The sequence below is a fragment of the Afifella pfennigii DSM 17143 genome (assembly GCF_000688515.1).
GTDB classification, from domain to species: domain Bacteria; phylum Pseudomonadota; class Alphaproteobacteria; order Rhizobiales; family Afifellaceae; genus Afifella; species Afifella pfennigii.
The window spans coordinates 67,872-93,825 of sequence record NZ_JHZK01000003.1; the positions used below are offsets into that span (position 1 = coordinate 67,872).

Genomic DNA, 25,954 nt, shown 5'->3' on the forward strand with positions numbered 1-25,954 from the left:
GCCGGGCGAGGGTCCGGCAGGTGGAGGTGAGCCATGAGCGAGGCAGTTTTCCGCATCAAGCGGGCGAGGCAGGCGATATTGCGCCTCTTCTTGGTGCTGGCCCTGATGGCAAGCGGCGGCTTCGGCCTGGCGCAGGCGCGCCCGGCCCCCGACAGCTTCGCCGATCTGGCGGAGGGCCTTCTCGGCTCCGTCGTCAATATCTCCACCTCGCAGCGCGTGCGCGCCTCGCGCGGCATTCCCGTGCCGGAAGTGCCGGAGGGCTCGCCCTTCCAGGAATTCTTTGAGGATTTCTTCAACCGCAATCAGGACGAGGGCGATCAGCCTTCGCGGCGGGTGCAGTCGCTCGGCTCCGGCTTCGTCGTCGATCCTTCCGGCATCATCGTCACCAACAACCACGTCATCGCCGAGGCCGACGAGATCATCGCCAATTTCGCCGACGGCACCAAGTTGAAGGCGGAGGTCATCGGGCGCGATTCCAAGACCGATCTGGCGCTCCTCAAGGTGGAGCCGGAAAAGCCGCTGCAGGCTTTGCGCTTCGGCGATTCTGAAAGGCTCAGGATCGGCGACTGGGTGATGGCGATCGGCAATCCTTTCGGCTTCGGCGGCACGGTGACGGTCGGCATCGTCTCGGCGCTGGAGCGCGACATCAACTCCGGCCCCTACGACCGCTTCATCCAGACCGACGCCTCCATCAACCGCGGCAATTCCGGCGGGCCGCTCTTCAATCTCGACGGCGAGGTGGTCGGCATCAACACGGCCATCATCTCGCCGACCGGCGGCTCGATCGGCATCGGCTTCGCCGTGCCGGCGGAGATCGCCGTGCCGGTCATCGACCAGCTGCGCCAATACGGCGAGACGCGCCGCGGCTGGCTGGGCGTGCGCATCCAGGAAGTCACCGAGGAGATCGCCGAAAGCCTCGGCATGGACAGCGCGGAGGGCGCGCTCGTCGCCGGCGTTACCGAAGGCGGGCCGGCGGCCGATGCGGGGCTGGTGCCGGGCGACGTCATCGTGGAGTTCGACGGCAGAGAGGTTCCCTCCATGCGCGACCTTCCGGGCATCGTCGCCGATACGCCGGTGGGCAAGGACGTGGAGGTGACCGTGCTGCGCAAGGGCCAGGAGCTGACGGTGCGCGCAGAGCTCGGCCGGCTGGAAGAGGAAGAGCAGCTGATCGCCGGCCGCAGCGGCGAGGATAGCGGACCCGATGTGCAGGAAGAAGACGCCACCATGACGCTCGGCCTGGCGCTGCAGCGGCTGACGCCGGATGCGCGCGCCGAATTCGGCATTCCCAGCGAGACGCGGGGCGTGCTCGTTACCGATGTGGAGCCGGGCAGCGCCGCGGAGGAGAACCGCATCCAGCCCGGCGACGTCATCGTGGAGGTCGGCCAGGAGGCGGTTTCCACGCCCGAGGACGTGACCCGCCGGGTTTCGGAGCTGCGCGGCGAGGACCGGCAGTCGGCGCTGCTTCTGGTGGCAAGCCCCGGCGGGCAGCTACGCTTCGTGGCGCTGCGGCTGGAGCCGGAGCCGGATGCGGCGGAGGATTCCTCGCCGCAATAGGGCCTGCAAGGCTTTACGGGCCGCCGGCTGCGCCGGCGCGCCGCCATTCCTCCGCAGAGATCAGCCAGGTGATATGGCGCCGCAGCGGCGAATTGCGCGGCAGGAACGGGTGGTCGAAATCCAGTTCCGGAGCCCGTTGCATGCCGATGCGCCGCATTACCGCCAGAGAGGCCTCGTTGGCCGGCACGGCGAAGGAGACGACTTTTTCAAGCCGCAGGACATCGAAGGCATAGGCGAGACAGGCGCGGGCCGCCTCGCTGGCATAGCCCTCGCCCCAGGCGCTGCGCTTCAGCCGCCAGCCGATCTCCACCGCCGGGGCGAAGGGCAGGGCGCGATCGACGTGTTGCAGGCCGGTGAAGCCGACCGCCTCGCCGTCCAGCCTGCGCTCCAGCACCCAGAAGCCGAATCCGTGGCGGACGAAATGCGCCTCAAGCCGCGCAAAGACGCGGTCCGATTCGGCGCGGTTGCGCACCTTCTCAAAGAAGCGCATGACCTCAGGGTCGGCGTTGAGGGCGGCCCAGAAGTCTCGGTCGCGCTCCTCCCAAGGCCGCAGGATGAGGCGCTCGCTGCGAAGCCTTGTCACGTCGTCTCCGTCGGCACGCAGAATTGGTCGCGGCGATAGCCCTGAAGATAGAGAAGCGCGCTAAGATCGCCATGGCGGATATCGGCGTCGGCCTCGCGCACCAGGGCGGGCTTGCCGTGCAGCGCCACGCCTAGGCCGGCATGGCGGACCATGGCGGCGTCGTTGGCGCCGTCGCCGACGGCGAGCGCCTCGGCCGGCTGAAGACCGAGACGGGCGAGCGCCGCCTTCAGCGTGGCAAGCTTGGCATCGCGGCCGAGGATCGGCTCGGCGACCTTGCCGGTGAAACGGCCATCCGCTTCCAGGAGCTTGTTGGCGTGGATCTCGTCGATGCCGAGGCGGCGGGCGATCTCGGCGGCGAAGACGGTAAAGCCGCCGGAGACGAGGATCGTATGGGCGCCGTGAGCGCGCATCGTGGCGATAAGGGTGGCGCCGCCGCGCTTCAAGGTGATGCGGGTGGCAAGCAGACGCTCCACGATGGCGACCGGCAGATCCTCCAGAAGCGCCACGCGCTCGCGCAGGGCCGGCTCGAAATCGATCTCGCCGGCCATGGCGCGGGCGGTGATGGCGGCGACCTTCTCCCCGAGGCCGGCCTCGGCGGCGAGCTCGTCGATGCATTCCTGGTCGATGAGGGTGGAATCCATGTCGGCGATGAGGAGCCGCTTGCGCCGCCCCTCCGCGGGCAGGGCGGCAAGGTCGACCGGCGCTTCGCCGATGGCGCCGCGCGCCGCCTGAAGGGCGGCGGCCGGATCGCCCGCAAAGGCAAGGTCGCAGGCTTCCTCAGCCGACAGCCAATGCGTCTCGCCCGGCTGAAGACCGGCCGCGTGGAGGGCGGCCTTCACCGCATCCAGCAGCGCCTCATGGAGCGGCGCCTTCGCCTTGCAGCCGATCAGGGTTAGGACAAAGGACATGCGGATCGATCCTGAAAACATCGGGGCGGGAGAGGTGGTGCTGATAGCCGGGCCGACGGCGAGCGGCAAGACGCAGCTCGCCCTCCACCTCGCCGAGAAACTGGCGGCCCTTGAGCGACCGGCGATGCTGATCAACGCCGATTCCATGCAGGTCTATCGCGACCTTCAGATTTTGACGGCGCGCCCGCGCCAGGATGAGCTCGGCGAGGTGGCGCATCGGCTCTTCGGCCATGTCGACGTCGCCGAGCGTTATTCGACCGGCCGCTGGCTCGGCGAGGCGGCGGCGGCGCTGGAAGAGGCGCGGGAGCTGCGGCTGACTCCGATTTTTGTCGGCGGCACGGGCCTTTACTTCAAGGCGCTGACGGAGGGGCTGTCGCCGATGCCGAAGGTGCCGGCCGAGGTCAGGGCGCGTGTGGGAGAACTCGCCGCGCGAGCGGGGCCGGCGGGTCTGGCGGAGCGGCTCGCCGAGGTCGATCCGCAGGCACGCGCCGCCATCCGGCCCTCCGACACGCAGCGACTGGCAAGGGCGCTGGAGATCTTCCTGGCGAGCGGGCGCTCGATCCTGGAATGGCGGCGCGCCGGGCGGGCGGGCGCGCCGGTGCCGGAGGGCCGGCGCTTCGTCCTGCTGCCGGAGCGCGAAGCGCTCTACGGCGCCATCGAGGCGCGCTTTGAGGCGATGATGGAGGCGGGGGCGCTGGAGGAGGCGCGGGCGCTGCGCGCCCGAGGCCTTGCCCCCGACCTGCCGGCGATGAAGGCCATCGGCGTGCCTCCGCTGATGGCCCATCTTGCAGGCGAGATCGGCCTTGCCGAGGCGGTGGCCGAGGCGCAGCGGGAAAGCCGGCGCTACGCCAAGCGCCAGCTTACCTGGCTGCGGCACCAGCTCGGCGAGGGCTGGACGGCGCTCGGCCCTTGAGCCGGCGCGTCGGCGGGGCTCACGCCTTGGAGGGCACGAAGAGACGGTGCAACGTGCCGGGGCGCTCCGCGTTGGAGGGGTCGGCGGGCAGGGTCTGCATCTCGGAGCCGAGGCTGTGGGACATCGACATGACGATGACGCGGCCAAGCCCCTCCTGCTCGCCCGCCCCCTCCTTCTCGTGATAGCCGATGCCATCGTCGAGGATTTCCACCACGTAGCCGGGGCCGGGCTCGCTCACCGACCGGGCGCGGATCAGCACCGTGCCTTCTTCGCCCGGCGGAAAGGCGTGCTTGATGGCGTTGGTGACGAGCTCGTTGACGATGATGCCGATGGAGACGACATCCTTGCTGCGCAGCTCAAGCGGCTCCGCATTGAGCTTCAGGGCGACGGCGCGGCCGGCCAGGAGCTCCTGCAAATCCTCCAGAAGGGGCTCCAGATAGGTATCGAGCCGCACCGTGTCGCGGCCGGCGAGAAGATGCAGGCGCCGCTGGGCGGAGGCGATGGCGCCGATATGCTCGCGTGCCGCATCGAGGACCGCGCGCGCCTCGCCATTGTCGGTCTTGCGCCCCTGCAGGGCGAGGATGGAGGAGACCATCGACAGGTTGTTGCCGACGCGGTGATTGACGTCGCTGAGGAGGGTCTCCACGCGATGGCGCTCGCTTTCCAGTTCGGCGGTGCGGGCGCGCACGCGCTCCTCCAGCGAGGCGTTGGCGGCGTTGAGCTCGGCGACATGCAGCCGCTCGGCGCGCAGGAGCGCCGTCGCCAGTCCGCCTGTGGCGAGCAGGGCGATGACGATGGCGATGAGGAGAAGGTCGCGGTCCTGGCGCTGTCGCGCCTGGCGCAGGGCGAGGTTGCGCACCTCCTCCGCGTCGAGCTCGTTGAGCTGCTGCACGATGCCGTTGGAGACGGCGCGCCCCTGCTCCTCCACGCGCCTGCGCGCCTCTTCCCGGCGACCGGAAGCGAAGAGTTCGATGGTTTCGTTCATCTCCGCAACACGGCTGCGCAAGAGCGTGGAGGCCGCGTCGAGCCGGGCGGTCTGGGCGCGATCGTCGGCCAGGAGAACGCGCAGCTTGTCGATCTGATCGGGCAGCACGGTCACGGCGGGGCGATAGGGGTTGAGATAGGTGGCATCGCCGGTCAGCAGATAGCCGCGCTGGGCGCCTTCCGCCTCGCGCAGGGTGGTCAGGAGCCCTTCGATCTCGCCGCGCATCCGCAGTGTGTGCTCCACCCAATCGTCCGTGCGGTCGGCGCGCAGGGCGAGAAACAGGATGGCGCCCACGGCGGCGATGAGAAGCGCAAACAGCGCCACGCGCGCCAGGAGGATCTGCTTGCGCGTGCGGCCCAGGGCCATGCGCAGGCGCTGATAGCGGCTCGGCGGGAGAGTGGCGTCCATGGTTCCTAAAGCGATCGCGGGTCGTGGCTGGGGCGCATTAGCGGGCGAAGTCTACACGTTTGGGGCCATAAGTGCGGAGTTTGGCGATGCCGGATGGGCGGCGAGGCACCTTGCATGCGGCGATGAGGGGAAAGGAAGGTCGTTCTGGTAATCGGCAAAGATGAGGCCTCTTTTTTCAACCGCTCGGGGCGGCGGCGAGGAGATGGTCGAAATCGCCGGAAGCGACGCAGGCCGGCAGGCGCTCGCGCGGATAGGGCGCAAGGCCCTGACGAAAGCGCCTATAGGCAGCTTCCACGCCGGCGGCGGTCACCATCGGGCCCTCCGTCACGGCGCCCAGCTTGCGACGAAAGGCAGCGAGATCGCCCATGGAGGAGAAATGCCAGCCGGCCTGCGGGACGATCTCGACGGGAAGGCCGATGCCGCTGGAAACGCGGTTCCTCAACCGCAGCAGGGCCTGGCCGAGGGGATCGGGATAGCGGCGGCGCTTGCTGATGCGCGCCTGCGCCATGCGCACCAGCTGCGGCGTCGAAAGATGCCGTTTCTCAAGCAGCCGCGAGCACAACAGGCAGGTCTCGTCCGGATAAAACAGATCGAGATGGAAACGGTGGGTGGTCAGCTCGAAGACGGTGAGCCGGTCGCCGGCGCGGCCGGAATCGCGCACCGCAGCGAGGGCGTCGGCCCGCACGATCTCGTCGACGTCGGAGATGAGAACGAGATCGGACGGCGCGGCCTCTGCAAGGCCGCGGGCGATCTGATCGCGCTGATAATGCTCGCGCTCCCAAATGCGCTCGCGGGCGCGCTTGCCGCGCGCCGGGGGCAGGCAATCGGGGAAGTCGATGCTCACATGGACAATCTTCTCCAAGTAAGGCGCGAAGCGGGACCGGTTCTCTTCGAAATAGAATGGCTTGCGGCGGCCAGATTGGGTCTCGCTCGCCTCCACCAGAACGAAGCGGTCGACAACATCGCCGAGCTCGCGCAGGCGAATCTCCAGCACGTCCAGCTCGTCGTTGAAGATGAAACAGTCGAATAGGCGCATCGAGGCTTCTGCCCGTCACTCGTGTGCGCGGCGTATGCGCGTCCCCCAGCCGATGATCTTTGGCCGGAGGGAGCCGATTGTGCAAGAGTGGGCAGGTCTTCTCGTCTTGCCCCCGCCAGGGCCGAGATACGATCCTCGCTTGACCCTTGCCGGCAATACGCCTAGAAGCGGCGCATGTCGAAAGCTCTGCTTATCGTATCGTCGCGCACCGCCGGGGTGGCCGTCTAGGTCGCCGCGAGGTAAGGTGGTGCGCGCTCAAGGCTCCCTCGGGGGCCTTTTTTATTGCCGAAATGAAGCGTAGTCCGATGATGGCTATTCGGAGAGGACGATGGGTAAAGAAATGACCGGCGCGGAAATGGTCCTGCAGGCCTTGCGGGACCACGACGTGGAGCACCTGTTCGGCTATCCGGGCGGCGCCGTCCTGCCGATCTACGACGAGATCTTCCAGCAGGAGGAGATCCGGCACATCCTGGTGCGCCACGAGCAGGGGGCCGGCCATGCGGCGGAAGGCTATGCCCGCTCCACCGGCAAGCCCGGCGTCGTCCTCGTCACCTCCGGCCCCGGCGCCACCAACATGGTCACGCCGCTGACCGACGCCTTGATGGATTCCATCCCGCTCGTTTGCATCACTGGCCAGGTGCCGACGCATCTCATCGGCACCGACGGCTTTCAGGAATGCGACACGGTGGGCATCACCCGGCCGTGTACCAAGTACAATTGGCTGGTGCGCGACATCGCCGAGCTGCCGCGCATCCTGCACGAGGCCTTCCATGTCGCCACCACCGGCCGGCCGGGCCCGGTGGTCGTCGACATTCCCAAGGACGTGCAGTTCGCCACCGGCACCTATTACCGGCCGAACGGGCAGGGCCGCTCCTCCTATCAGGGCTACGAGCCGCGCCTCAACGGCGACCCGACGCAGATAGAGCGAGCCGTGGAGCTGATGGCGAGCGCCAGGCGGCCGGTCCTTTACACCGGCGGCGGCGTCGTCAATTCCGGGCCGGAGGCGAGCCAGCTTCTGCGCGAGCTCGTCGCCGCGACCGGCTTTCCCATCACCTCCACCTTGATGGGGCTCGGCGCCTATCCGGCCTCGGGCAAGAACTGGCTCGGCATGCTCGGCATGCACGGCACCTACGAGGCCAATATGGCCATGCACGATTGCGACGTGATGGTGTGCATCGGGGCGCGCTTCGACGATCGCATCACCGGCCGCACCGACGCCTTCTCTCCGGGATCGGTGAAGATCCACATCGATATCGACCCCTCCTCCATCAACAAGAACGTGCGCGCCGACGTGCCGATCATCGGCGATGTCGGCCGGGTGCTCGCCGAGATGCTGAAGGACTGGAAGGCGCGCGCGCCCAAGCCCGACCTTGGGGCCTGGTGGAAGCAGATCGACACCTGGAAGGCGCGCCGCTCGCTCGCCTACCGGCCGAACGCCGACGTCATCATGCCGCAATACGCCATCGAGCGGCTCTATGCGGCGACGAAGGATCTCGACACCTACATCACCACCGAGGTCGGCCAGCACCAGATGTGGGCGGCGCAGTTCTACCATTTCGACCAACCGAAACGGTGGATGACCTCCGGCGGGCTCGGCACGATGGGCTACGGGCTGCCGGCGGCGCTCGGCGTGCAGGTGGCGCATCCTGATAGCCTTGTCATCGACATCGCCGGCGACGCTTCGGTGCTGATGACGATGCAGGAGATGTCGACGGCGGTGCAGCACGACCTGCCGATCAAGATCTTCATCATGAACAATTGCTATATGGGCATGGTGCGCCAGTGGCAGCAGCTCCTGCACGGCAACCGGCTGTCGCATTCCTATATGGAATCCCTGCCCGACTTCGTGCGTCTGGCGGAGGCCTATGGCTGCGTCGGCATCAGGGCGGAGAAGCCGGGCGAGCTCGACGACGCGCTCGCCGAGATGATCAAGGTGAAGCGGCCGGTGCTCTTCGACTGCCGGGTGGCGAACCTTGAGAACTGCTTCCCGATGATTCCCTCCGGCAAGGCGCATAACGAGATGATTTTGCCGGCGGAGGCCGACAGCGAGGCGGAAGCGGCCTTTGCCGGCGGCAAGGCTCTCGTGTGACAATGGCGGCGGCGCGAGGCGCTCGCGCCTGACAAAGATGAGACCAGACAGATGAGCGATCCTACGACGATGACCGGCAAGCCGGCCCTGACGCCGCCCGCCTCGGCCTATTTCATCGAGGAGCGGCACGATCCGGAGGAGGCGCATACGCTTTCCGTCCTGGTCGACAACGAGCCGGGGGTGCTGGCCCGCGTCATCGGCCTGTTCTCCGGACGCGGCTACAATATCGAGAGCCTCACCGTGTCGGAGACGGAGCACGAGAAGCATCTGTCGCGCATCACTATCGTCACGCGCGGCTCGCGCGCGGTCCTGGAGCAGATCAAGAACCAACTGGTGCGCCTCGTCCCGGTGCACCGCGTGACCGACCTTTCGGAGGTGGCAAGGGCGCGCAACCAGGAAAAGCCGCTCGAGCGCGAGCTCGCCCTCGTCAAGGTCGCCGGCAAGGGCGAGAAGCGGCTGGAGGCGCTGAGGCTGGCCGACGCCTTCAAGGCGGAGGTGGTCGACGCCACGACGGAGCATTTCATCTTTCAGATGACCGGTCGCTCCACCAAGGTGGAGCAGTTCATCTCCATCATGCAGCCCATGGGGCTCGTCGAGGTCTGCCGCACGGGCGTGGCCGCCCTGTCGCGCGGAGCGGAGCCTTCCTGAGCCGCCTTTCTGCTCATTAAGCCCTTTCGCCCCGCGGGAGCTCCTTGCGCGGGGCGCTCCAGCTCGTTCTCGCCGCCGAGGCTGCCTTCATGTCGCCGGAAGTCCTTTCCGCCCTCATCTTGTTCGTGCTCGTCTCGGCGCTGACGCCGGGGCCGAACAATCTGATGCTGCTCGCCTCGGGCGTGAATTTCGGCTTCCGCCGCACCGTGCCGCATATGATCGGCACCATCGTCGGCTTCATGGCGCTGCTGTTCGCCCTCGGCTTCGGCATCGGGACGCTGGTGGAGCGCTTTCCCGCCATCTACATCGTCCTCAAGGTGATCGGCGGTTCCTACCTTCTCTACCTTGCCTGGAAGATCGCCGGCTCGCGCGCCATCCACGAGGCGGAGACGGGACGCGGCCCGCTCAGCTTCGGCCAGGCGACGCTGTTCCAGCTGATCAATCCGAAGAGCTGGGTGGTGGGCCTTGCCGCGATCGCCGCCTTCACCGACCCCGACGCCTATCTGTTGACGGCGGGCGCCGTCATCGGCGCCTTCTTCTGCGCCTCAACCCCGGCGATCGTGCTGTGGACCGGCTTCGGCTCGGCGCTGAAGGACTGGCTCGCCCATCCGGTGCGGCTGAAATGGTTCAACATCGCCATGAGCCTGGCGCTCGTCGCCTCGCTGTGGCCGATGCTGCGCTAAGGGCAGCGCCGGGGACGACGCCGCGCCGCGCGGTGTGATCTCGCAGCATCCGAGGGCCGCTTCGCCTATTCCTTCGTCAGGCGCTCGGCGATACCGGTGACGACGCCCTGGCATTCGGGCGCCAGCGCTTCGCGATGGGCGGCGAGGCAGCGATAGATGCGGCCTTCGCCGAGCTCCGTGGCGGCGCAGAATTTCTCGATATCGGGCGCGCAGGTTTGCAGCGCGTCGGTCAGGCTCGCCATGAACCAGTCGAGCTGGTCGGCCAATTCGACGATGGCGGCGTCGCAGCCTTCCGAAAGCTTGTCCTCATGGGCGTAGAGACAGGCGGCGATGCGACCGTTGCCCGGCGTGACCTCGCCGCAATAGCTCGTCAGTTCCTCCGAGCAGGCCTCAAAGACGGAGGCCGCCGAGGCGCCGGAAAGGGGCATGGCGGCAACGAGCAGAACGGCGGCCAGGGCGGCGCGCCCCGCCGCCGCTTTCAACAAGGATGAAGGCATCGAAGTATCCCTCGCTTTTTTTGGATCTTCCGCTTTTTTTTGGATCTTCCGCTGTGGATCTTCCGTTCGCCGGAAAGGCCCGCCCGCGCCTCGTTCCGGCGGGCGAGGGCGCTGGAACGCTGCCTACGGATTGACGACGATGTAGACCGTGCGCCCGCTTTCCACGACCGGCTGGTAATAGACGCCGCCGCAATAATGATAGGGCGCCCTCCAGGCGCAGCCGGCCGGCAGGGTATTGCGGCGGACCACGCGCCGGGAGGTGCGCCGCGCGGTCCGCCGGGCCACGCCTCGGTTGTGGTATGGCTGCGCGAGCGCCGACGGCATGGCCAGCTCGATGGAGACGGCGGCCTTGCCGCCATCCTCGCCGCCATCCGATGGCATCGACAAAGAGAACCCGAGCAGAAGGCCGAGACCGGCCGCGAAGATCGCCGAAACCCGCATGCTTACCCCCGTTCGTCCTATTGCGGTTCAGGGTGCCCGGCTTGAAGTTCAGGGCGCCCGGCTTGAAGTTCGGAGTGCCCAAGCGGCGAAATCCAAGCTTTTTCGTCGCAAGCTTACATCACGATAATCGGCACGTATTGTCATTTCACGACAGTAAGCCGTGCGCGGGGCTCTCGTTGCCGGAAGTGGTGGCGGTTCTTTCTCCCGGGTGCCTCTGCGTCGCCTTTCCATTGTCGCCGGTCATCTCCGGGCGCTCTCAGGGCGGTCATGCTCGCGACACCATTGTGCTATCCTGTCCGGCGATAAGGACATGCTCCTGGATGTCCCTAAGGGAGGGAGTTTGCGATGCGGCGTTCGCTCAACTTGATCCTGTCTTCTTTGATACTTGCTGCCGGCGCCTTGCCGGCCGCCGGCGCGCTTGCGGCCGATGCCTGTCTCGACATCCGCTTTCAGTGCAGCGGCTTTGAGCCCAACTGGCAGTTCACCACCTCGCTCGACGGGGCGGGCAACCAGGTTGTCACCTTCGTCGATCCGGAGAACCCGAACTGGCAGACGGCGCCCATCGTCGTCGACGCCTGCGTGTTGCAGGGCAGCCCCAACGATTTCGAAGTGACGACCGGCGGCCCGCTCGACCTCATCGCCTCCATCGTCGGGCAAAGCTGCGTGGAGCCGAACGACGAGGTGACGGATTTTTCCGTGACGGCGAGCTTCAACCAGGGGGCGGAGACGGCGAGCCCGAACCCGGTGACTGGGACGGGGTGTTGCGTGAGGGTAGATTATTGATTGGCGAGTTTGTGAGATCTCAGCGCTATCTTAAAGTAGTTTATCGATTACGTGCTGGGCGATAGTCGCGAGGATCGAGGCAGGCATCATAGAACGCCTGATTCATGGGGAACCAGTCCGTCCGGTCAACACCGCGCCGTGAGGTTGCATGCGGCCCATGAGGAAAAGGACAGCATATCCGTATCTCGCGCTCCTGCTCTTTCGCGATCTCCTTCACCTCATCGACGATCTCCGCTAAGTCTTGGTCTTGGCTGAATAGGACCGCAACATCAAACTGACGCTTCCGTGCACACTTGAGGAGGTCGAGAGCAAGTCGAAGATCGACGCCCTTCTCTTTAGGGACGTAAATGACAAGCTCTTCGCCTGAAGGTGTTACTCTGGTTTCTGGATTGTAGCGTATCGGACGGGTTGTCACGTGAACGCCTGCTCGCTTCAAAGCTAAGACCCGGTTGCTCCAATAGCCAGCCCACATCGGAGAGTGTTTTGGGTCAGGAACGCCTGTGTAAAGGCGCACAAGATTAGGCGTCCAGCCGTTTGCAGCGCAGACGGCATTGTGGAGCTTGATCGGGTCGTAGTTCGGATGGTGGTGGCCGAACGCGTCCTTGGCGTGTCGATAGAGGTTCTGTCCGTCGACGAAGGCCATAGCGTAAACACGCCTTCCTTCCACCGGACGATCTCCCCCGACAAAAAAACCCTGCCGGGGACCGTTTCCGGCCAAGTCCGACAGGGGGCTATTTGAGCTTATTATATGGCCGCTGCATACGGCGGGGTCAATGTGGAACCGCGATGGTAGGTTGTCGCATCGCGGTTATTCGGTCGGCCGAGCCCGTTTGCTGCTCGGAGGCTAACTCGGCATCAGAGGGGTTCTCGAGGACCGTAGGCTGGCCTTCGCGCGCCGTCTCGCCTAAGGAGCGGCGATGCAGTTCTCCCCTCAGCAGGATGCGGCGCTGAAGGCCGTCTCGACATGGCTGAAGAAGCCGGAAAAGCAGATTTTCCGCCTTTTCGGCTATGCCGGCACCGGCAAGACGACGCTCGCCCAGCACATCGCCGAGGGCGTCGACGGCGAGGTTCTCTTCGCCGCCTATACCGGCAAGGCGGCGCAGGTGCTGCGCGCACGGGGCGCTGAGAAGGCGCGCACCATCCATTCGCTGATCTACCGTCCGCGCGGCGAGGAGGCGGTGGAGGACGAGACCAGCGGCAAGACGACGGTGACGCCGACCTTCTCGCTCAATCGCTCCAGCACGGTGGCGCAGGCAGCCCTCGTCATCGTCGACGAATGCTCCATGGTCGACGAGGCGCTCGGCCACGACCTTCTATCCTTCGGCACGCCCATCCTCGTCCTCGGCGACCCCGGGCAGCTGCCGCCGGTGAAGGCCGGGGAGGGCGGTGCCGGCTTCTTCACCGAGGCGGAGCCGGACATTCTCCTCACCGAGGTGCACCGCCAGGCGCGCGAGAGCCCGATCATCGACCTTGCCATGCGGGCGCGGGAGGGGGCGCGCATCGACTATGGCAGCTACGGCGACAGCCGCGTCATCTCCAAGCGGGAGGTGGATCAGGAGATCGTGCTGGCCGCCGACCAGGTGCTGGTCGGGCGCAACCGCACGCGAAGGCTCTACAACCAACGGCTGAGGACACTGAAGGGTTTTGAGGGCGCGTTGCCGCAATTCGGCGACCGGCTGGTCTGCCTCAGGAACGACCCGAAGAAGGGGCTTCTCAATGGCAGCCTGTGGTCGGTCGACAGCGTCGGGGCGCCACGCGGGCCGGGCCTGCAGCTCCTGCTTTCGGCCCTCGACGAAGGCCCGAGCGGGCCGAAGGCAAAGGTGCGGGTGCTGAAATCTGCCTTCGAGGACCCCGACACCGATCCCGGCTGGGCGCTGAAGCGGCGCTTCGACGATTTCGACTTCGGCTACACGCTGACCGTGCACAAGGCGCAGGGCTCGCAATGGGACGATCTCGTCCTCTTTGACGAGAGCTTCGCCTTTTCCGACAACCGGGCGCGATGGCTCTACACCGCCATTACCAGGGCGGCGGAGAAGATCACCATCGTCAAGTGAGGCGCGCTGCGGGCGCGGGCGAGGCGGGCGCTTGCAAGGATGACGGCACGAATCGACGCCGCCGCGTGCCGATCCGGTCATAGTGAGTGCCGATGAAAGCGGCTATGGGGAAAGTAAGACGCGCCGCCTGATCGGCGCGAAAACCTCGTCAGAGGAGCGGCCGCGTTGCTCTTTCAGTCGCAGGTCTTCCTGCTGCTTTTTCTGCCTGTCGTCTTCGGCGCCTTCTTCCTGCTCGCGCGACGGATGGTGGCGCGCGAATGGATGCTCATCGTCGCCTCGGCCTTCTTCTACGGCTGGTGGGACGCGCGCTTCCTGCCGCTGCTCTTTGGCCAGGCGGTCTTGAGCTGGCTCTTGGTGCGCTTTGCCCGGCCGGGCTTCCGCTTCCTGTTGCCGCTCGGGATCGCGCTCAATCTCGGCGTGCTGGCACTGTTCAAATACGCCGATTTCGCCGTGGAGAGCCTGGAGGCGCTTCTCGGCGAGCCCTTGCCGCGCAGCGCCCTCATCCTGCCGATCGGCATCAGCTTCTACACCTTCCAGATCATCTCCTATCTCGCCGATGCGCAGCGCGGCGTGGCGCCGCGCTACGGGCTGCGCCGCTTCGTCCTTTACGTCAGCTTCTTCCCGCAGCTGATTGCCGGGCCGATCGTGCGCCACAACGAGATCATGCTGCAATTCGACCAGGATCCGCTGCGCCCGGGGCTCGGCGAGCGCATCGGGCGCGGCGCGACGCTGTTCGTCATCGGGCTCCTCAAAAAGGTGTTTCTGGCCGACCAGCTGGCGCCGATCGCCGATGGCGCCTTCGCGGCGGCCACCGGCGGGGCGCCCGGCCTCGGCGATGCCTGGAGCGGCGCGCTCGCCTTCTCGCTGCAGCTCTTCTTCGACTTTTCCGCCTATTCCGACATGGCGATCGGGCTCGCCATGGTGATGGGCATCCGCCTGCCGACCAATTTCGACGCGCCCTATAGGGCCCGCAACCTGCAGGAATTCTGGCGGCGCTGGCACATCACCCTGTCTCGCTTTTTGCGCGACTACGTCTACATCCCCCTCGGCGGCAGCCGCCATGGGACGCGCCGCTACGTCTTCGCCGCCATGGCGACGATGGGGCTGTGCGGCCTCTGGCACGGGGCGGGCTGGACCTTCGTCGTCTGGGGGCTGATGCATGGCGCCGGCCTCATCGTGGCGCGGGGCTTCGGGGCCGTGCCGGTGCGCCTGCCCTATGTGGTGAGCTGGGCCATCACCATGGGCTTCGTGCTCATCGGCTGGGTGCTCTTCCGGGCCGTCGACTTTGCTTCCGCGACGGCGATGCTCGCCGGCCTTGCCGGGCTCGGCGGGGCAGCGCCCGGCGAGGGCTGGGCGCTGATTGCCGTCGGCGCGGCCATCGCCGTCCTCGGGCCCGCGAGCGTGACCTTCGCCTTCGAGCAGCTGAAGCCCTATCGCGCCGTCGCCGCGCTCGCGGCCGCCGGCTTCGTCGCCGCCGTCCTTGAAGTGGGCGAGGGCGCGCCCGTCAGCTTCATCTACTTCCAGTTCTGAGGTGCGGCGATGTGGAAGGCCTATGCCAGCACCTTCATCCTGACGGCGGCCGGCCTTCTGGCCGCGCTCCTCGCCTTCGTCCTCGTCATCGACCCTTACGGCGCCTCGCCGATCGGTTTTTCCGGCGAGCGGGCGCTGATGGACGTCAACCAGCGCTACATGTACCCGCAGATCGTCCGCCGGAAGGTCCATGACAGCCTGGTGCTCGGCACCTCCACGAGCCGGCTCCTGCGGCCGGCGGAGCTGGAAGAGACCTTCGGAGGCTCCTTCGCCAACCTTGCCATGAACTCCGCCCGCGCCTTCGAGCAATACCGCGTCTTCGATCTCTTCGAGCGTGTGAACGGGCCGCCGCGCACGCTCATCGTCGGCCTCGATGTCGTCTGGTGCGCGGACGACGCCGACACGCATCGCATCACCCCGCGCGGCTTTCCCGAATGGCTTTACGGCGAGCGCCTGTGGCCGGCGCTTTTCTATCATCTCAACTTCAAGACGGTGGAGATCGCCGGACGGCATGTGGGGCGCTGGCTCGGGCTGGAGAGGCCACGCTACGACGGCGACGGCTTCGGCGACTTCACCGGCGGGGAGGCGAATTGGAGCCTTGAGAAGGCGCGGGCGCATCTTTGGCCGGACGGCCGGCATCCGATCCGACCGGTGGAACCGGCCTTCGCGGCCGATGCGGCCATGCGCGCGGCCTGGCGCTTCCCGGCTCTTTCATGGCTTCAGGATATCCTGGGGCGGGCGCCTGGCTCGACCGTCATCCTCGCCTTCATGCCGGTGCATGTCGCCGCCCAGCCGGTGCCGGGCTCGCGCGAGGCGGCGCGGGAGGGCGAATGCAAGCGGCGGGTGGCCGAACTCGCCGGGCGCCACGGCGCGGCCTATGTCGATCTGCGCGTGCCTTCGCAGATGACGCGCAAGGACGAGAATTACTGGGACCGGCTGCATTGGCGGCTCGGCGTCGGCGATGAGATCATCGCCGCGATGGCCGCGGCGGCGGCCGAAAGCGGGGCGGCGGCGCTTGCCGGCACGCAATGAGGCCCCGCCGATGGCGAGGCCTCCAACTCAGCACGGCTTGGCGCCGCCGATCATTCGGCCGTGGCGGAAAGCTCGGCCACGATATCCTTCAGGTTCATCTGCCGGCCGACGCGGCCGTTGCAGCAATTGACGGTATCGGAAGCGGCAAGGCCGGCCTTGGCCGCCGCCTGGACGAGCTCGATACCGGTCGGCTGGGCGAGCCGGGCGAAGCGCTCGTCCTGCGCCGCCAGCTCCATGATGCGCCGCCCGACCCGGCCGTTGCAGCAATTGACGGTGGTGTCGAGCGCAGTCTGAAGATCAGCCATCATTTCCTCCTATCCTCTCCGTTTCTTGAGGAGAGCTCTGTCGCGCATAGAGCGTCACGAGCTGGGGCATGATGTAGCGCTCCGGATTGCATGCCTCCTCGCCGCGCTCGCGCAGATAAGCGCAGCCGCCCATGCACAGCGGCAGGAACCGGCAGCTGCGGCAGCCCGCGTCGTCGGTCGGCCGGTGCGTCTTGATGCGCTGATAGGCGCCGCCCGCCTTCACTTCCTCGCCGTCTGGCCCGATCTGTGCGATCACCCCGTCGGTGGAAGAGCATTGGCGCAGGCTCGCGTCGCGGCCGATCATCACCGCCTGCTCCAGGTCAAAGGGGCAGTTGTAGGCAATCGGCGACACGGAGGGCGTGCCGAAGCCGCGCTGAGCGACGCTTTCCAGGATGCGGCCCCAGCGCTCGGCGAATTCGGCATTGCGGAAGCAGATGGAGGCCGGGCCTTCGCCGAGATTGCCGTGATCGACGGCGCGCACGACATGGATCGCCGCCTTGTCGGGCGTGATGGCGTGGGCGATGAGGTCGTCGAGCAATTCCTCCACCGTATCGCAGTTGAGGCGGGTGAGGTTGATGCGCACCAGCAGCTCCATGCCGGCGTCGATGACGTTGCGGCAGCCGGCCAGGACGCGCTCGTAGCTGCCCAGCCCGGAGGCGAGCGGGCGCGAGGCGTCGTGCGCGGCGCGCGCCCCGTCGAGCGTGATCTGCACATTGCCGATGCCGAGCTCCCTCAACTCGGCGGCGACGTCCGGCGTCAAGAGATAACCGTTGGTGGTGACATGCTGGGTCACACGGCAGTCGCTTTCGCGCGCCTGCGCGGCGAGCCGGGTCGCCAGGCGCCGCATCACCGGCAGACGGGTGAGCGGTTCGCCGCCGAACCAGTTGATATGCAGATGGCTCAGCTCATCGAGCTTGCGGGCGAGGAAGAGGCCGATGCGCCGCTCCGCCTCCTCGGTGAGATGCTCCTTGGCGTGGGCCTGATAGCAATAGGCGCAGCGGAAATTGCAGGCTTCCGTCAGCTCGATGGTGATGGAGAGCGAGGAAGGGTCGCCGCGCGCCTCCTCGTGGCGCGCCTCAATGAGCGCGATCTCGTCGGTGTCGTCCTCCACGATGATGCCCTGTTCGAAAAACAACGCGAAGACGTCGTCGTCGAGGTCTTCTTCGCGGAGGATTTCGGCGTAGCGCGCCGCGTCGAGACGCAGGATGGCGCCGGTGCGCGCATTGAAGCACAGGGCGGCGCCATCTTCTTGCGGCGCAAAGATATTGTAGCTGGACCAGCGCGCCATTTGACAGAATCCCGCTCTTGATGACATGCGCAAGACGCATCATGTCTTCTTGTTTACGTAGGGTTATCATGCATGAAATCAGAAGTAAAGATGTTCATCTTAGAAGTATATTCCTATCATATATGAAGATTTATTGACAATTGTGTTTTTTTTCTTTGTTTTTGGTAGGCAACTTATTGGATATGCTGATTTTCTTTGCCGTTGATGCGCAAGAGCAGTCGGCCTTCGGGGAGGGCGCCCGGCGGGGATGGGCGGCCGGCAGGCGCGCGCTCTTGGGAGGCGAGGGCTGGCCTTGACGGCGCAACCGCGGGAGGGGCGGCAAGCCCCTGGTTGCCCCTGACGCATCCGCCAGCTAGAACGCCGCCGATCTCATCATCCGGCCCCGCCATGCGGGCCGGCTCTCATGCCTTCAGGAAGGGTGGCCTCATGCGCGTTTACTACGACCGCGATGCGGACGTGAATCTCATCAAGGACAAAAAGGTCGTCATCGTCGGTTATGGCAGCCAGGGCCATGCCCATGCGCTGAATTTGCGCGATTCCGGCGTCAAGGAGCTGGCGATTGCTCTGCGTCCCGGCTCCGCCTCGGCGAAGAAGGCCGAAGAGGCCGGCCTGAAGGTGATGTCGGTCGCCGACGCTGCCGCCTGGGGCGACCTGTTGATGATGTGCATCCCGGATGAGTTGCAGGGCGACACCTATGCCGAGCACATCGCGCCGAACCTGAAGGACGGGGCGGCGATCGCCTTCGCCCATGGCCTCAACGTGCATTTCTCGCTGATCGAGCCCAAGGACACCATCGACGTTTTGATGATCGCGCCGAAGGGGCCGGGCCATACGGTGCGCTCCGAATATCAGCGCGGCGGCGGCGTGCCCTGCCTCATCGCCGTCGACCAGGACGCCACCGGCAATGCCCACGACCTGGCGCTCTCCTATGCCTCGGCGATCGGCGGCGGGCGCTCCGGCATCATCGAGACGACCTTCAAGGAGGAGTGCGAGACCGATCTCTTCGGCGAGCAGGTGGTGTTGTGCGGCGGCCTGGTGGAGCTCATCCGCGGCGGCTTCGAGACGCTGGTGGAGGCCGGTTACGCTCCGGAGATGGCGTATTTTGAGTGCCTGCACGAGGTGAAGCTCATCGTCGACCTCATCTACGAGGGCGGCATCGCCAATATGAACTACTCGATCTCCAACACGGCCGAATTCGGCGAGTACGTCTCCGGCCCGCGCATCGTCACCGAGGAGACCAAGGCGGAGATGCGCCGCGTCCTCAAGGACATCCAGACCGGCAAGTTCACCTCCGACTGGATGGCGGAGTGCCGGGCCGGGCAGGCGCGCTTCAAGGCGACGCGGCGTCTCAACGACGCCCATCCGATCGAGGAAGTGGGCGACAAGCTGCGCGGCATGATGCCCTGGATCAAGGCGAACCAGCTCGTCGACAAAGATAAGAACTGAGCCTTCCGGAAGGCCTGAACCGTCAAGGGGCGCCGCGGCGCCCCTTTTCATTGAAGTTCATTCGAACTTGACGCCGACGAACTGCCCCTCGCGCCAGATCACCCGCGCACGGCGCAGGCTCTCATCGGCGCCCATCAGGAGCTCGAAGCTCTCCGGCACGTTGAGGGGGTCTTCCACCTTCAGCTTGGCGCCGTCTTCGGAGAGGTCGCGCACGAGGCAGTCGATCGTCGAATGCCGGCTGTTGAGCACGATCTTGGCACCCTTCAAGGCCCTGGCCCGATGCTGAGAGCGCTTTTCCTGTCCTTCCATCGTTTTACATTCCTGTTCTTAGGTGCTCCATCCTAAGCTGAGGGCCGTTCAGGAAGCGTAAATGCAACGCCAATTCTGACGGTCGATCCGCCCGTTATTGCGAGCATGGATCGCTCGCAGTGCTTGCATTTTCGGCCCGGTGCGCAGCAGATGCGGCGCCAGGGAGCAATAAACCGCACAGAATTGAAGCCCCGGGGGGAGGCGATGCTCAGTCTTTTGGATATTTCGGCGCTGCTCTTGGTCGTCTCGGCGCTGTTCGGCTGGCTCAACGAGCGCTTCATCCGGCTGCCGCACACCATCGCCATGCTCGTCATGGCGCTCGGCGCCTCGCTGGCGGTGCTGGCGCTCGACGCGCTCTTGCCGGGCATGCAAGTGGGCGAGGCCTTCGCCGGCATCGTCGGTCAGGTCGATTTCTTCGAGACGCTGATGCACGGCATGCTGGCCTTCCTCTTGTTTGCCGGCGCCATGCATGTCGATATCGGCCTGTTGCGCGACGAGAAATGGGCGGTCGGGCTGATGGCCAGCCTCGGCGTCGTCATCTCCACCGCCATCGTCGGCTTCGGCTTCTTCTTCCTGGCGCGCTGGCTCGGCGTCGATATCGCGCTCGCCTGGGCGCTGGTCTTCGGGGCGCTGATCAGCCCGACCGATCCGGTCGCCGTCCTGTCGCTCCTGAAATCGGTGCGCGTGCCGGAGAGCCTGGAAGTGAAGATCGCCGGGGAGAGCCTTTTCAACGACGGCGTGGGCATCGTCGTCTTCACCGTGCTTGTGGCGATCGCCGCGGGGGGCGGGGAGCTGCAAGCGATCGAAATCGGCGAGATCTTCCTTCTGGAGGCGGGCGGGGGCGTGCTCCTCGGTCTCGCCGGCGGTTGGGCCGCGGTGCGGCTGATGCGCTCGATCGACGATTACGCCATGGAGATCCTCATCACCCTGGCGCTGGTCACCGGGCTCTACGCGATGGCGCTGGCGCTGCACATGTCGGGGCCCATCGCCGTCGTCGTCGCCGGCCTCGTCGTCGGCAATCGCGGACAGCGCATGGCGATGAGCGAGGAGACGAAGGGCTATCTCTTCCGCTTCTGGGAGGTTGTCGACGAATTGCTCAATTCCGTCCTCTTCCTGCTCATCGGGCTGGAGGTCGTCATCATCGCCATCGATCCCTCGCTGGCCGGGCTCGCCGTCGCCTCCATCCCGCTCGTCTTGATGGCGCGGTTCGTCGCCGTCCTGGTGCCGATCACGCTGCTGTCGCTCAAACGCACCTTCACCGCCGGCTCCATCCCGGTGCTGACCTGGGGCGGCGTGCGCGGCGGCATCTCCGTGGCGCTGGCGCTGTCGCTGCCGGCGAGCGCGGCCAAGGATCCGATCCTGGTGGCGACCTATGTGGTGGTGGTTTTTTCCGTCGTCGTTCAGGGTCTGACCATCGGTGGGCTGGTGCGCCGGGTCGTCTTCCGCTAGGTCCGGCTAAGCAGCGATCGGGAGCCACATGCAGCGCCGTTACCGAATCTACGACGTCTTCACCGAGAAAGCCCTTGCCGGCAACCAGCTGGCGGTGGTGCTCGATACGGAGGGCCTGGCCCAGGACGCCATGCAGGCGATCGCCCGCGAATTCAACCTGTCGGAGACGGTGTTCGTGGAGCCGGCCGACAATCCGGCGCATTCGGCGAAGATCCGCATCTTCACCCCGGCCTGCGAGCTGCCCTTCGCCGGCCATCCGACGGTGGGCGCGGCCGTGTGCCTGGCGGCGGAGCGCTTCGGCGAACCGGAGGGCGAGCAGGACGCGGTGGTGGTGCTGGAGGAGGCGATCGGCCCGGTGCGCTGCGGCGTCAGGCTTTTCGACCATTCCGGCTTCGCCGAGTTCGACTGCCCCAAACTGCCGGCCGAGATCGGCCCGGCCCCTTCGTCCGATGCGATCGCGGCGGCCTGCGGGCTGACCAGCGGCGAGCTGCTGTTCGAAAATCACCGGCCGAGCGTCTGGTCGGCGGGCGTGCCCTATTACTTCATCCCGGTGCAGAACCGCGCCGCGCTCGCCGCCGTGGAGGCGATCGCGCCGGCCTGGGAGGCGACCTTCAAGAAGGACGGGGTGTTTCTCTATTGCCGCGACCCGGAAGGCCACGACCACCAGTTCCGCGCCCGCATGCTGGCGCCGACAGCCGGTATCGCGGAAGATCCGGCGACCGGCTCGGCGGCCGCCGCCTTCGCCGGGCCGGTGCTGAAATTCGACCAGCCGACGGAAGGCGACCACGCCATCCTGATCGAGCAGGGCTACGAGATGGGAAGGCCCTCGATCATCCGCCTGGAGATCACCGTCAGCCGCGCCAGCCTTGCCAATGTGCGCATCGGCGGCGGCGCGGTCAGGGTGATGGAGGGCATGCTCAGCGCCTGAGCCGGTCCGGGCGGGCCTTCGTTGATTTTTTACCCGAGCGGGCGTAAATAGACGCAACGGATACGAGCGAGACGCCACAACGATGCGCTTTGAAGCGACACATCGCAGCGCCTTGGCGGCCGGCCGCGCCTTGCGCGACACGGCCCTTCCGCTCGACCTGCTTCTCCTTAGGCGCCCCTGAGCGTCGACAGCCCGGGCTTGTCAAGCTGCGCAGGGCGGACACTCAGGGGATCAAGCGAACCTTGAAGTGAAACGTTCAGCGCCTCCAGGTAGGCCAGCCGGGTGACCGGCCAGGAGATACAAGACATGTCCATCACCGACGAAGTACGCGCCGAGGGCGATCGCGTCGTCATCTTCGACACCACCTTGCGCGACGGCGAGCAATGCCCCGGCGCCACCATGACCTTCGAGGAGAAGCTGGAGGTCGCCGCCTTCCTCGACGCCATGGGCGTCGACATCATCGAGGCGGGATTTCCGATCGCCTCCGAGGGCGACTTTCAGGCGGTCGCGGAGATCGCCCGGCGGGCGAAGACGGCCGTCATCGCAGGCCTCGCCCGCGCCCATCCGGGCGATATCGACCGGGCGGGGGAGGCGGTGCGCCACGCCAAGCGACCGCGCATCCACACCTTCATCTCCACCTCGCCGGTGCACATGAAATTCAAGCTGCAGAAGGAGCCGGAAGAGGTGCTGCGGCTGGTCACCGAATCGGTCACGCGGGCGCGGGGCTTCGTCGACGACGTGGAATGGTCGGCCGAGGACGGCACAAGGACCGAGTTCGACTTCCTGTGCCGCTGCGTTGAGGCGGCGATCAACGCCGGCGCCGGCACCATCAACATCCCCGATACGGTCGGCTACACGACGCCGGACGAATATCGCGACCTCTTCATCCGCCTGCGCGAGGCGGTGCCGAACGCCGACAAGGCCGTGTTCTCCGTGCATTGCCACAACGATCTGGGCATGGCGGTGGCCAATTCGCTGGCCGGGGTCGCCGGCGGCTGCCGGCAGATCGAATGCACCATCAACGGCATCGGCGAGCGGGCCGGCAATGCGGCGCTGGAGGAGATCGTCATGGCGATCGACACCCGCCGCGACGTCCTGCCCTATCATACCGGCATCGACACCAAGATGCTGACGCGCGCCTCCAAGATGGTGGCGGCGGCGACCTCCTTCCCGGTGCAGTACAACAAGGCCATCGTCGGGCGGAACGCCTTCGCCCACGAAAGCGGCATCCACCAGGACGGGATGCTGAAACATACCCAGACCTACGAGATCATGACGCCGGAATCGGTCGGGGTGTCGAAGACCAACCTCGTCATGGGCAAGCATTCGGGCCGCAACGCCTTCCGCACCAAGCTGAAGGAGCTCGGCTACGAGCTCGGCGAGAACGCCTTCGCCGACGCCTTCAACCGCTTCAAGGCGCTGGCGGACCGCAAGAAGCACGTCTTCGACGAGGATATCGAGGCGCTGGTGGACGAGAACATCGCCAACGCCGCCGACCGCATCAAGCTGGAGGCGCTCACCGTCATCGCCGGCACGATGGGCCCGCAATCGGCGACGCTGACGATCAGCCAGGAGGGCGGCCCGCACCGCACCTTCCAGGCGAGCGGCAACGGGCCGGTGGACGCGGCCTTCAACGCCATCAAGGGCCTGGTGCCGCACGAGGCGACGCTGGCGCTCTACCAGGTGCATGCCGTCACCGGCGGCACCGACGCGCAGGCGGAAGTCTCGGTGCGCCTGGAAGATGAGGACGGGCGGGCGATGACGGGACGGGCGAGCGATCCCGATACGCTGGTGGCTTCGGCCAAGGCGTATCTTGCCGCCGTCAACAAGCTGATCGCCCGCGGCGAGCGCCTGCATCCGCAGCGCCTCGCCGTCTGAGCGGCCGGGCCTCAAGGGCAGGCGGAGCCTTCTTGCAGCGAAAAGCGCCGGCGGCCGAGATCGACGAGACGAGGGCGGGGCGCGCGGGAGCGCGCCTCGAACCGGCGGCGGCCGCCGGACGGCTCGCGCGCCTGCCCTGGATCGACGTCGCCAGGGGCGCGGCGCTCGTCGCCATGGCGGTCTATCATTTCTCCTGGGATCTCGCCTTCTTCGGCTTCACCGAGGCGCAGGTCGCCAGCTCGCCGGGATGGATCGTCTTCGCGCGCTCCATCGCCGGATCCTTCCTGGCGCTGGTGGGCGTCAGCCTCGTCCTGGCGCATCGCTCCGGCATTCGGGCGCGGCCGTTCCTGAAGCGGCTTTCCCAGGTGGTGGCGGGCGCGGCGGCGATCACGCTCGTCACCTATCTCGCCTTCCCGGGCGCCTATGTCTTCTTCGGCATCCTGCACCAGATCGCGCTTGCCAGCGTACTCGGGCTCGCCTTCCTGCGCCTGCCGACCTGGCTCGTCGCGCTCGCCGCGCTGTTCTTCCTCTTCGGGGCGGAATTTCTCGCCGGCCCGGCCTTCAACTGGCGCTATCTGCAATTCCTCGGGTTGATGACCTATTGGCCGGTGAGCAACGATTTCGTGCCGGTCTTTCCCTGGTTCGGGGTGGTGCTGGGCGGCATCGTGGCGGGGCGGCTGATCGTTGCGAGCGAGGCGGCGCGCCGGGTGCTGGGCAAGCCACTGAAGGGGCCGGTATCCGAAGCGCTCGCCTTCGCCGGGCGCTATTCGCTCATCATCTATCTTCTCCACCAGCCGGTGCTGTTCGGCGCCGTCTATGCCTATGCCTGGCTGATCTATCGGTAGGGGTCCCCGCAAGCCGGCGGGCGGCGCGGCGGTTCCGTCGGCCCGGCGGTCAATGCGCGCTGACGGCCGCCTCGATCGCGTCCGACATGATCTCGACCGCCCGGTCGATCTCGGCATCGGAAACGGTCAGCGGCGGGGCGATGCGGAAGACGCTGCCCATGCCGAGGAGCTTGACGATGTTCATGCTGAGGCCGCGCTTCATGGCCTCCTCCATGATCGCGACGCCAAGCTCGTAGCCAGGGGCCTTCGTCTTCCGGTCGGTGACGATTTCCAGGCCGAGAAGTAGGCCCCGCCCGCGCACGTCGCCGATGCATTCGAACCTTTGCTGCAGCGCCAGGAGGCCCTGGCGCAGGCGCTCGCCGCGCCTTGCGGCCTGCCGAGCGAGGCCGTCGCGCTCCACCACATCCAGGACCGTCACGCCGATCGCCGCCGGCAGCGGGTCGGAGACGTGCGTGGTGTAGAAGAGAAAACCCTTCTGGAACGCCTTTTCCTCGATCTCCTCGGCACTCATGACGGCAGCGAGCGGCAGGCCGGCGCCGAGCGTCTTCGATAGGGTCATGATGTCGGGCGTGACGCCGTCGCGCTGGAAGGCGAACATGTGGCCTGTCCGCCCGATGCCGGTCTGCGCCTCGTCGAGGATGAGGAGCATGCCGCGCTCCTCGCATTTGCTTTTCAGCGCGGCGAGATAGCCGGGCGGCAGCTCCAAGACGCCGCCACTCGACAGGATCGGCTCGGCGATGAAGGCGGCAAGATTGCCGGTCGACTGGCGGTCGATCAGCCAGAAGGCGTCGTCAAGCTCGCTCTGCCAGTCGTTCGTGCCGTCCGGATGGGCGAAGCGCGGACGGTAGGCGTTCGGCGCGGGAATGACGAAGGAGCCGACAGCGGCCGGACCGTAGCCCCTGCGGCCGGCGCTGTAGGTCGCGGAGACGGCCGCGCCGGTCATGCCGTGCCAGCTTTGTGCGAAGGCGACGATCTCGTGCCCGCCGGTGACGAGCTTGGCCATGCGGATGGCGGCTTCGTTCGATTCCGCGCCGGTGGTCAGAAGCTGCACGCGCTCAAGGCCGGGCGCGAGGCCCGCAAGCCGGGTGGCGAGCTCCACGACGGGCCGGGACAGCATGCCGCTGAACAGATGGGCGACCTCGCCCATCTGCCGCTCGACGGTCGCCACGATATCGGGATGGGTGTGGCCGAGGACGGCGCTCATCTGCCCGGAGGTGAAGTCCAAAATCGCCCGCCCATCGGCGTCGTAGACGAAGCTGCCCGCAGCCCGCTCCACGATGATCTTCTCAAAGCTCGGCCCGTACCGGGTCAGGTGCTTGCCGGCGGCGGCCCAGAATGCGGGGTCTTCGTTCAGCGACATAT

The 25,954-nt window shown here is 66.7% G+C and carries 25 protein-coding genes; 14 read left to right on the forward strand and 11 right to left on the reverse strand.

Annotated features, from left to right (window positions below; translation table 11 throughout):
* The first annotated feature begins 33 nt into the window (after nt 1-33).
* Entirely contained in the window at nt 34-1,554 is a 1,521-nt protein-coding gene (locus Q331_RS19840) for a DegQ family serine endoprotease (protein WP_051630505.1), read from the forward strand.
* 13 nt (nt 1,555-1,567) lie between these two features.
* Here the strand turns inward: Q331_RS19840 and Q331_RS0103620 are convergent, their stop codons facing one another.
* Together Q331_RS0103620 and serB are read right to left on the reverse strand one after the other, a co-directional pair.
* The gene (locus Q331_RS0103620; protein ID WP_034490935.1) at nt 1,568-2,137 is read right to left on the reverse strand and encodes a GNAT family N-acetyltransferase; all 570 of its coding nucleotides are present in this window, start codon (nt 2,135-2,137) and stop codon (nt 1,568-1,570) included.
* On the reverse strand, nt 2,134-3,045 hold the full coding sequence (serB, locus tag Q331_RS0103625) for a phosphoserine phosphatase SerB (RefSeq protein WP_026379711.1): 912 nt from the start codon (nt 3,043-3,045) through the stop codon (nt 2,134-2,136). The genes Q331_RS0103620 and serB overlap by 4 nt, the downstream gene beginning before the upstream one ends.
* Between serB and miaA the strand changes: the two genes are divergently transcribed.
* A complete protein-coding gene (gene miaA / locus Q331_RS0103630; RefSeq protein ID WP_051630507.1) occupies nt 3,044-3,958 on the forward strand; it encodes a tRNA (adenosine(37)-N6)-dimethylallyltransferase MiaA in 915 nt (304 codons plus the stop codon). The genes serB and miaA overlap by 2 nt on opposite strands.
* A 19-nt stretch (nt 3,959-3,977) precedes the next feature.
* On the opposite strand, the gene Q331_RS0103635 is transcribed toward miaA, so the two are convergent.
* Both Q331_RS0103635 and Q331_RS22860 read right to left on the reverse strand, forming a co-directional pair.
* On the reverse strand, nt 3,978-5,351 hold the full coding sequence (locus Q331_RS0103635) for a sensor histidine kinase (RefSeq protein WP_026379552.1): 1,374 nt from the start codon (nt 5,349-5,351) through the stop codon (nt 3,978-3,980).
* Between the two features lie 175 nt (nt 5,352-5,526).
* Nucleotides 5,527-6,387, reverse strand: coding sequence for a glycosyltransferase family 17 protein (locus Q331_RS22860; protein WP_051630509.1), 861 nt, complete (start codon nt 6,385-6,387; stop codon nt 5,527-5,529).
* A gap of 328 nt (nt 6,388-6,715) precedes the next feature.
* On the opposite strand from Q331_RS22860, the gene Q331_RS0103645 reads away from it, so the two are divergent.
* The 3 genes from Q331_RS0103645 to Q331_RS0103655 all read left to right on the forward strand — a co-directional run bounded on the left by Q331_RS0103645 (nt 6,716) and on the right by Q331_RS0103655 (nt 9,807).
* The gene (locus Q331_RS0103645; RefSeq protein ID WP_026379553.1) at nt 6,716-8,476 is read left to right on the forward strand and encodes an acetolactate synthase 3 large subunit; all 1,761 of its coding nucleotides are present in this window, start codon (nt 6,716-6,718) and stop codon (nt 8,474-8,476) included.
* 51 nt (nt 8,477-8,527) lie between these two features.
* Nucleotides 8,528-9,124 (forward strand): acetolactate synthase small subunit, encoded by a 597-nt coding sequence (gene ilvN / locus Q331_RS0103650; RefSeq protein WP_156953252.1) that lies wholly within the window; start codon nt 8,528-8,530, stop codon nt 9,122-9,124.
* 89 nt (nt 9,125-9,213) lie between these two features.
* A complete protein-coding gene (locus tag Q331_RS0103655) occupies nt 9,214-9,807 on the forward strand; it encodes a LysE family translocator (protein ID WP_026379555.1) in 594 nt (197 codons plus the stop codon).
* A 65-nt stretch (nt 9,808-9,872) separates the two neighbouring features.
* Here Q331_RS0103655 and Q331_RS19850 read toward each other — a convergent pair whose 3' ends face one another.
* Both Q331_RS19850 and Q331_RS0103670 read right to left on the reverse strand, forming a co-directional pair.
* Nucleotides 9,873-10,304, reverse strand: a complete 432-nt coding sequence (locus tag Q331_RS19850; RefSeq protein ID WP_156953253.1) for a cysteine rich repeat-containing protein — start codon at nt 10,302-10,304, stop codon at nt 9,873-9,875.
* 123 nt (nt 10,305-10,427) lie between these two features.
* On the reverse strand, nt 10,428-10,745 hold the full coding sequence (locus Q331_RS0103670) for a hypothetical protein (protein WP_026379556.1): 318 nt from the start codon (nt 10,743-10,745) through the stop codon (nt 10,428-10,430).
* 345 nt (nt 10,746-11,090) lie between these two features.
* Here Q331_RS0103670 and Q331_RS0103675 point away from each other — a divergent pair, with 345 nt between their 5' ends.
* On the forward strand, nt 11,091-11,528 hold the full coding sequence (locus Q331_RS0103675) for a hypothetical protein (protein ID WP_026379557.1): 438 nt from the start codon (nt 11,091-11,093) through the stop codon (nt 11,526-11,528).
* A 40-nt stretch (nt 11,529-11,568) separates the two neighbouring features.
* Here the strand turns inward: Q331_RS0103675 and Q331_RS23375 are convergent, their stop codons facing one another.
* On the reverse strand, nt 11,569-12,171 hold the full coding sequence (locus tag Q331_RS23375) for an NYN domain-containing protein (RefSeq protein WP_084174723.1): 603 nt from the start codon (nt 12,169-12,171) through the stop codon (nt 11,569-11,571).
* Between the two features lie 274 nt (nt 12,172-12,445).
* Between Q331_RS23375 and Q331_RS0103685 the strand changes: the two genes are divergently transcribed.
* The 3 genes from Q331_RS0103685 (at nt 12,446) to Q331_RS0103695 (ending at nt 16,144) form a co-directional block, all read left to right on the forward strand.
* Nucleotides 12,446-13,582 (forward strand): ATP-dependent DNA helicase, encoded by a 1,137-nt coding sequence (locus Q331_RS0103685; RefSeq protein ID WP_026379558.1) that lies wholly within the window; start codon nt 12,446-12,448, stop codon nt 13,580-13,582.
* A gap of 165 nt (nt 13,583-13,747) precedes the next feature.
* Nucleotides 13,748-15,112 (forward strand): MBOAT family O-acyltransferase, encoded by a 1,365-nt coding sequence (locus tag Q331_RS0103690; RefSeq protein ID WP_026379559.1) that lies wholly within the window; start codon nt 13,748-13,750, stop codon nt 15,110-15,112.
* A gap of 9 nt (nt 15,113-15,121) precedes the next feature.
* Nucleotides 15,122-16,144 carry a hypothetical protein gene (locus Q331_RS0103695; protein WP_026379560.1) on the forward strand — a complete coding sequence of 341 codons (1,023 nt, stop codon included), beginning with the start codon at nt 15,122-15,124 and terminating at the stop codon, nt 16,142-16,144.
* Between the two features lie 50 nt (nt 16,145-16,194).
* On the opposite strand, the gene Q331_RS0103700 is transcribed toward Q331_RS0103695, so the two are convergent.
* Nucleotides 16,195-16,449, reverse strand: a complete 255-nt coding sequence (locus Q331_RS0103700) for a hypothetical protein (protein WP_026379561.1) — start codon at nt 16,447-16,449, stop codon at nt 16,195-16,197.
* On the reverse strand, nt 16,442-17,737 hold the full coding sequence (locus tag Q331_RS0103705) for a radical SAM/SPASM domain-containing protein (RefSeq protein WP_026379562.1): 1,296 nt from the start codon (nt 17,735-17,737) through the stop codon (nt 16,442-16,444). The genes Q331_RS0103700 and Q331_RS0103705 overlap by 8 nt, the downstream gene beginning before the upstream one ends.
* Before the next feature lie 426 nt (nt 17,738-18,163).
* On the opposite strand from Q331_RS0103705, the gene ilvC reads away from it, so the two are divergent.
* Nucleotides 18,164-19,183: a ketol-acid reductoisomerase gene (gene ilvC / locus Q331_RS0103715; protein WP_026379563.1), complete on the forward strand. Its 1,020-nt coding sequence runs from the start codon at nt 18,164-18,166 to the stop codon at nt 19,181-19,183.
* A 57-nt stretch (nt 19,184-19,240) separates the two neighbouring features.
* Here the strand turns inward: ilvC and Q331_RS0103720 are convergent, their stop codons facing one another.
* A complete protein-coding gene (locus Q331_RS0103720; RefSeq protein WP_026379564.1) occupies nt 19,241-19,492 on the reverse strand; it encodes a PilZ domain-containing protein in 252 nt (83 codons plus the stop codon).
* 204 nt (nt 19,493-19,696) lie between these two features.
* Here Q331_RS0103720 and Q331_RS0103725 point away from each other — a divergent pair, with 204 nt between their 5' ends.
* The 4 genes from Q331_RS0103725 (at nt 19,697) to Q331_RS19855 (ending at nt 24,592) form a co-directional block, all read left to right on the forward strand.
* Nucleotides 19,697-20,941 (forward strand): cation:proton antiporter, encoded by a 1,245-nt coding sequence (locus Q331_RS0103725; protein WP_026379565.1) that lies wholly within the window; start codon nt 19,697-19,699, stop codon nt 20,939-20,941.
* A gap of 28 nt (nt 20,942-20,969) precedes the next feature.
* Entirely contained in the window at nt 20,970-21,869 is a 900-nt protein-coding gene (locus tag Q331_RS0103730; RefSeq protein ID WP_026379566.1) for a PhzF family phenazine biosynthesis protein, read from the forward strand.
* A gap of 306 nt (nt 21,870-22,175) precedes the next feature.
* Nucleotides 22,176-23,747 carry a 2-isopropylmalate synthase gene (locus Q331_RS0103735; protein ID WP_026379567.1) on the forward strand — a complete coding sequence of 524 codons (1,572 nt, stop codon included), beginning with the start codon at nt 22,176-22,178 and terminating at the stop codon, nt 23,745-23,747.
* Between the two features lie 32 nt (nt 23,748-23,779).
* The gene (locus Q331_RS19855; protein WP_051630512.1) at nt 23,780-24,592 is read left to right on the forward strand and encodes a heparan-alpha-glucosaminide N-acetyltransferase; all 813 of its coding nucleotides are present in this window, start codon (nt 23,780-23,782) and stop codon (nt 24,590-24,592) included.
* A 49-nt stretch (nt 24,593-24,641) separates the two neighbouring features.
* Here Q331_RS19855 and Q331_RS0103745 read toward each other — a convergent pair whose 3' ends face one another.
* Nucleotides 24,642-25,952 carry an aspartate aminotransferase family protein gene (locus tag Q331_RS0103745; RefSeq protein ID WP_026379568.1) on the reverse strand — a complete coding sequence of 437 codons (1,311 nt, stop codon included), beginning with the start codon at nt 25,950-25,952 and terminating at the stop codon, nt 24,642-24,644.
* Nucleotides 25,953-25,954: the final 2 nt, after the last annotated feature.

Excerpts from the sequence above, each read along its gene's own strand:
- Q331_RS23375 (WP_084174723.1), bottom strand. The coding sequence starts at position 12,171 with ATGGCCTTCGTCGACGGACAGAACCTCTATCGACACGCCAAGGACGCG.
- Q331_RS0103675 (WP_026379557.1), top strand. The coding sequence starts at position 11,091 with ATGCGGCGTTCGCTCAACTTGATCCTGTCTTCTTTGATACTTGCTGCC.
- miaA (WP_051630507.1), top strand. The coding sequence starts at position 3,044 with ATGCGGATCGATCCTGAAAACATCGGGGCGGGAGAGGTGGTGCTGATA.
- Q331_RS0103655 (WP_026379555.1), top strand. The coding sequence starts at position 9,214 with ATGTCGCCGGAAGTCCTTTCCGCCCTCATCTTGTTCGTGCTCGTCTCG.
- Q331_RS0103705 (WP_026379562.1), bottom strand. The coding sequence starts at position 17,737 with ATGGCGCGCTGGTCCAGCTACAATATCTTTGCGCCGCAAGAAGATGGC.
- Q331_RS0103645 (WP_026379553.1), top strand. The coding sequence starts at position 6,716 with ATGGGTAAAGAAATGACCGGCGCGGAAATGGTCCTGCAGGCCTTGCGG.
- Q331_RS0103635 (WP_026379552.1), bottom strand. The coding sequence starts at position 5,351 with ATGGACGCCACTCTCCCGCCGAGCCGCTATCAGCGCCTGCGCATGGCC.
- Q331_RS19840 (WP_051630505.1), top strand. The coding sequence starts at position 34 with ATGAGCGAGGCAGTTTTCCGCATCAAGCGGGCGAGGCAGGCGATATTG.
- ilvC (WP_026379563.1), top strand. The coding sequence starts at position 18,164 with ATGCGCGTTTACTACGACCGCGATGCGGACGTGAATCTCATCAAGGAC.
- Q331_RS22860 (WP_051630509.1), bottom strand. The coding sequence starts at position 6,387 with ATGCGCCTATTCGACTGTTTCATCTTCAACGACGAGCTGGACGTGCTG.
- ilvN (WP_156953252.1), top strand. The coding sequence starts at position 8,528 with ATGAGCGATCCTACGACGATGACCGGCAAGCCGGCCCTGACGCCGCCC.
- Q331_RS0103730 (WP_026379566.1), top strand. The coding sequence starts at position 20,970 with ATGCAGCGCCGTTACCGAATCTACGACGTCTTCACCGAGAAAGCCCTT.
- Q331_RS0103735 (WP_026379567.1), top strand. The coding sequence starts at position 22,176 with ATGTCCATCACCGACGAAGTACGCGCCGAGGGCGATCGCGTCGTCATC.
- Q331_RS0103725 (WP_026379565.1), top strand. The coding sequence starts at position 19,697 with ATGCTCAGTCTTTTGGATATTTCGGCGCTGCTCTTGGTCGTCTCGGCG.
- Q331_RS0103685 (WP_026379558.1), top strand. The coding sequence starts at position 12,446 with ATGCAGTTCTCCCCTCAGCAGGATGCGGCGCTGAAGGCCGTCTCGACA.
- Q331_RS0103720 (WP_026379564.1), bottom strand. The coding sequence starts at position 19,492 with ATGGAAGGACAGGAAAAGCGCTCTCAGCATCGGGCCAGGGCCTTGAAG.
- Q331_RS0103695 (WP_026379560.1), top strand. The coding sequence starts at position 15,122 with ATGTGGAAGGCCTATGCCAGCACCTTCATCCTGACGGCGGCCGGCCTT.
- Q331_RS19850 (WP_156953253.1), bottom strand. The coding sequence starts at position 10,304 with ATGCCTTCATCCTTGTTGAAAGCGGCGGCGGGGCGCGCCGCCCTGGCC.
- Q331_RS0103670 (WP_026379556.1), bottom strand. The coding sequence starts at position 10,745 with ATGCGGGTTTCGGCGATCTTCGCGGCCGGTCTCGGCCTTCTGCTCGGG.
- Q331_RS0103700 (WP_026379561.1), bottom strand. The coding sequence starts at position 16,449 with ATGGCTGATCTTCAGACTGCGCTCGACACCACCGTCAATTGCTGCAAC.
- Q331_RS0103745 (WP_026379568.1), bottom strand. The coding sequence starts at position 25,952 with ATGTCGCTGAACGAAGACCCCGCATTCTGGGCCGCCGCCGGCAAGCAC.
- serB (WP_026379711.1), bottom strand. The coding sequence starts at position 3,045 with ATGTCCTTTGTCCTAACCCTGATCGGCTGCAAGGCGAAGGCGCCGCTC.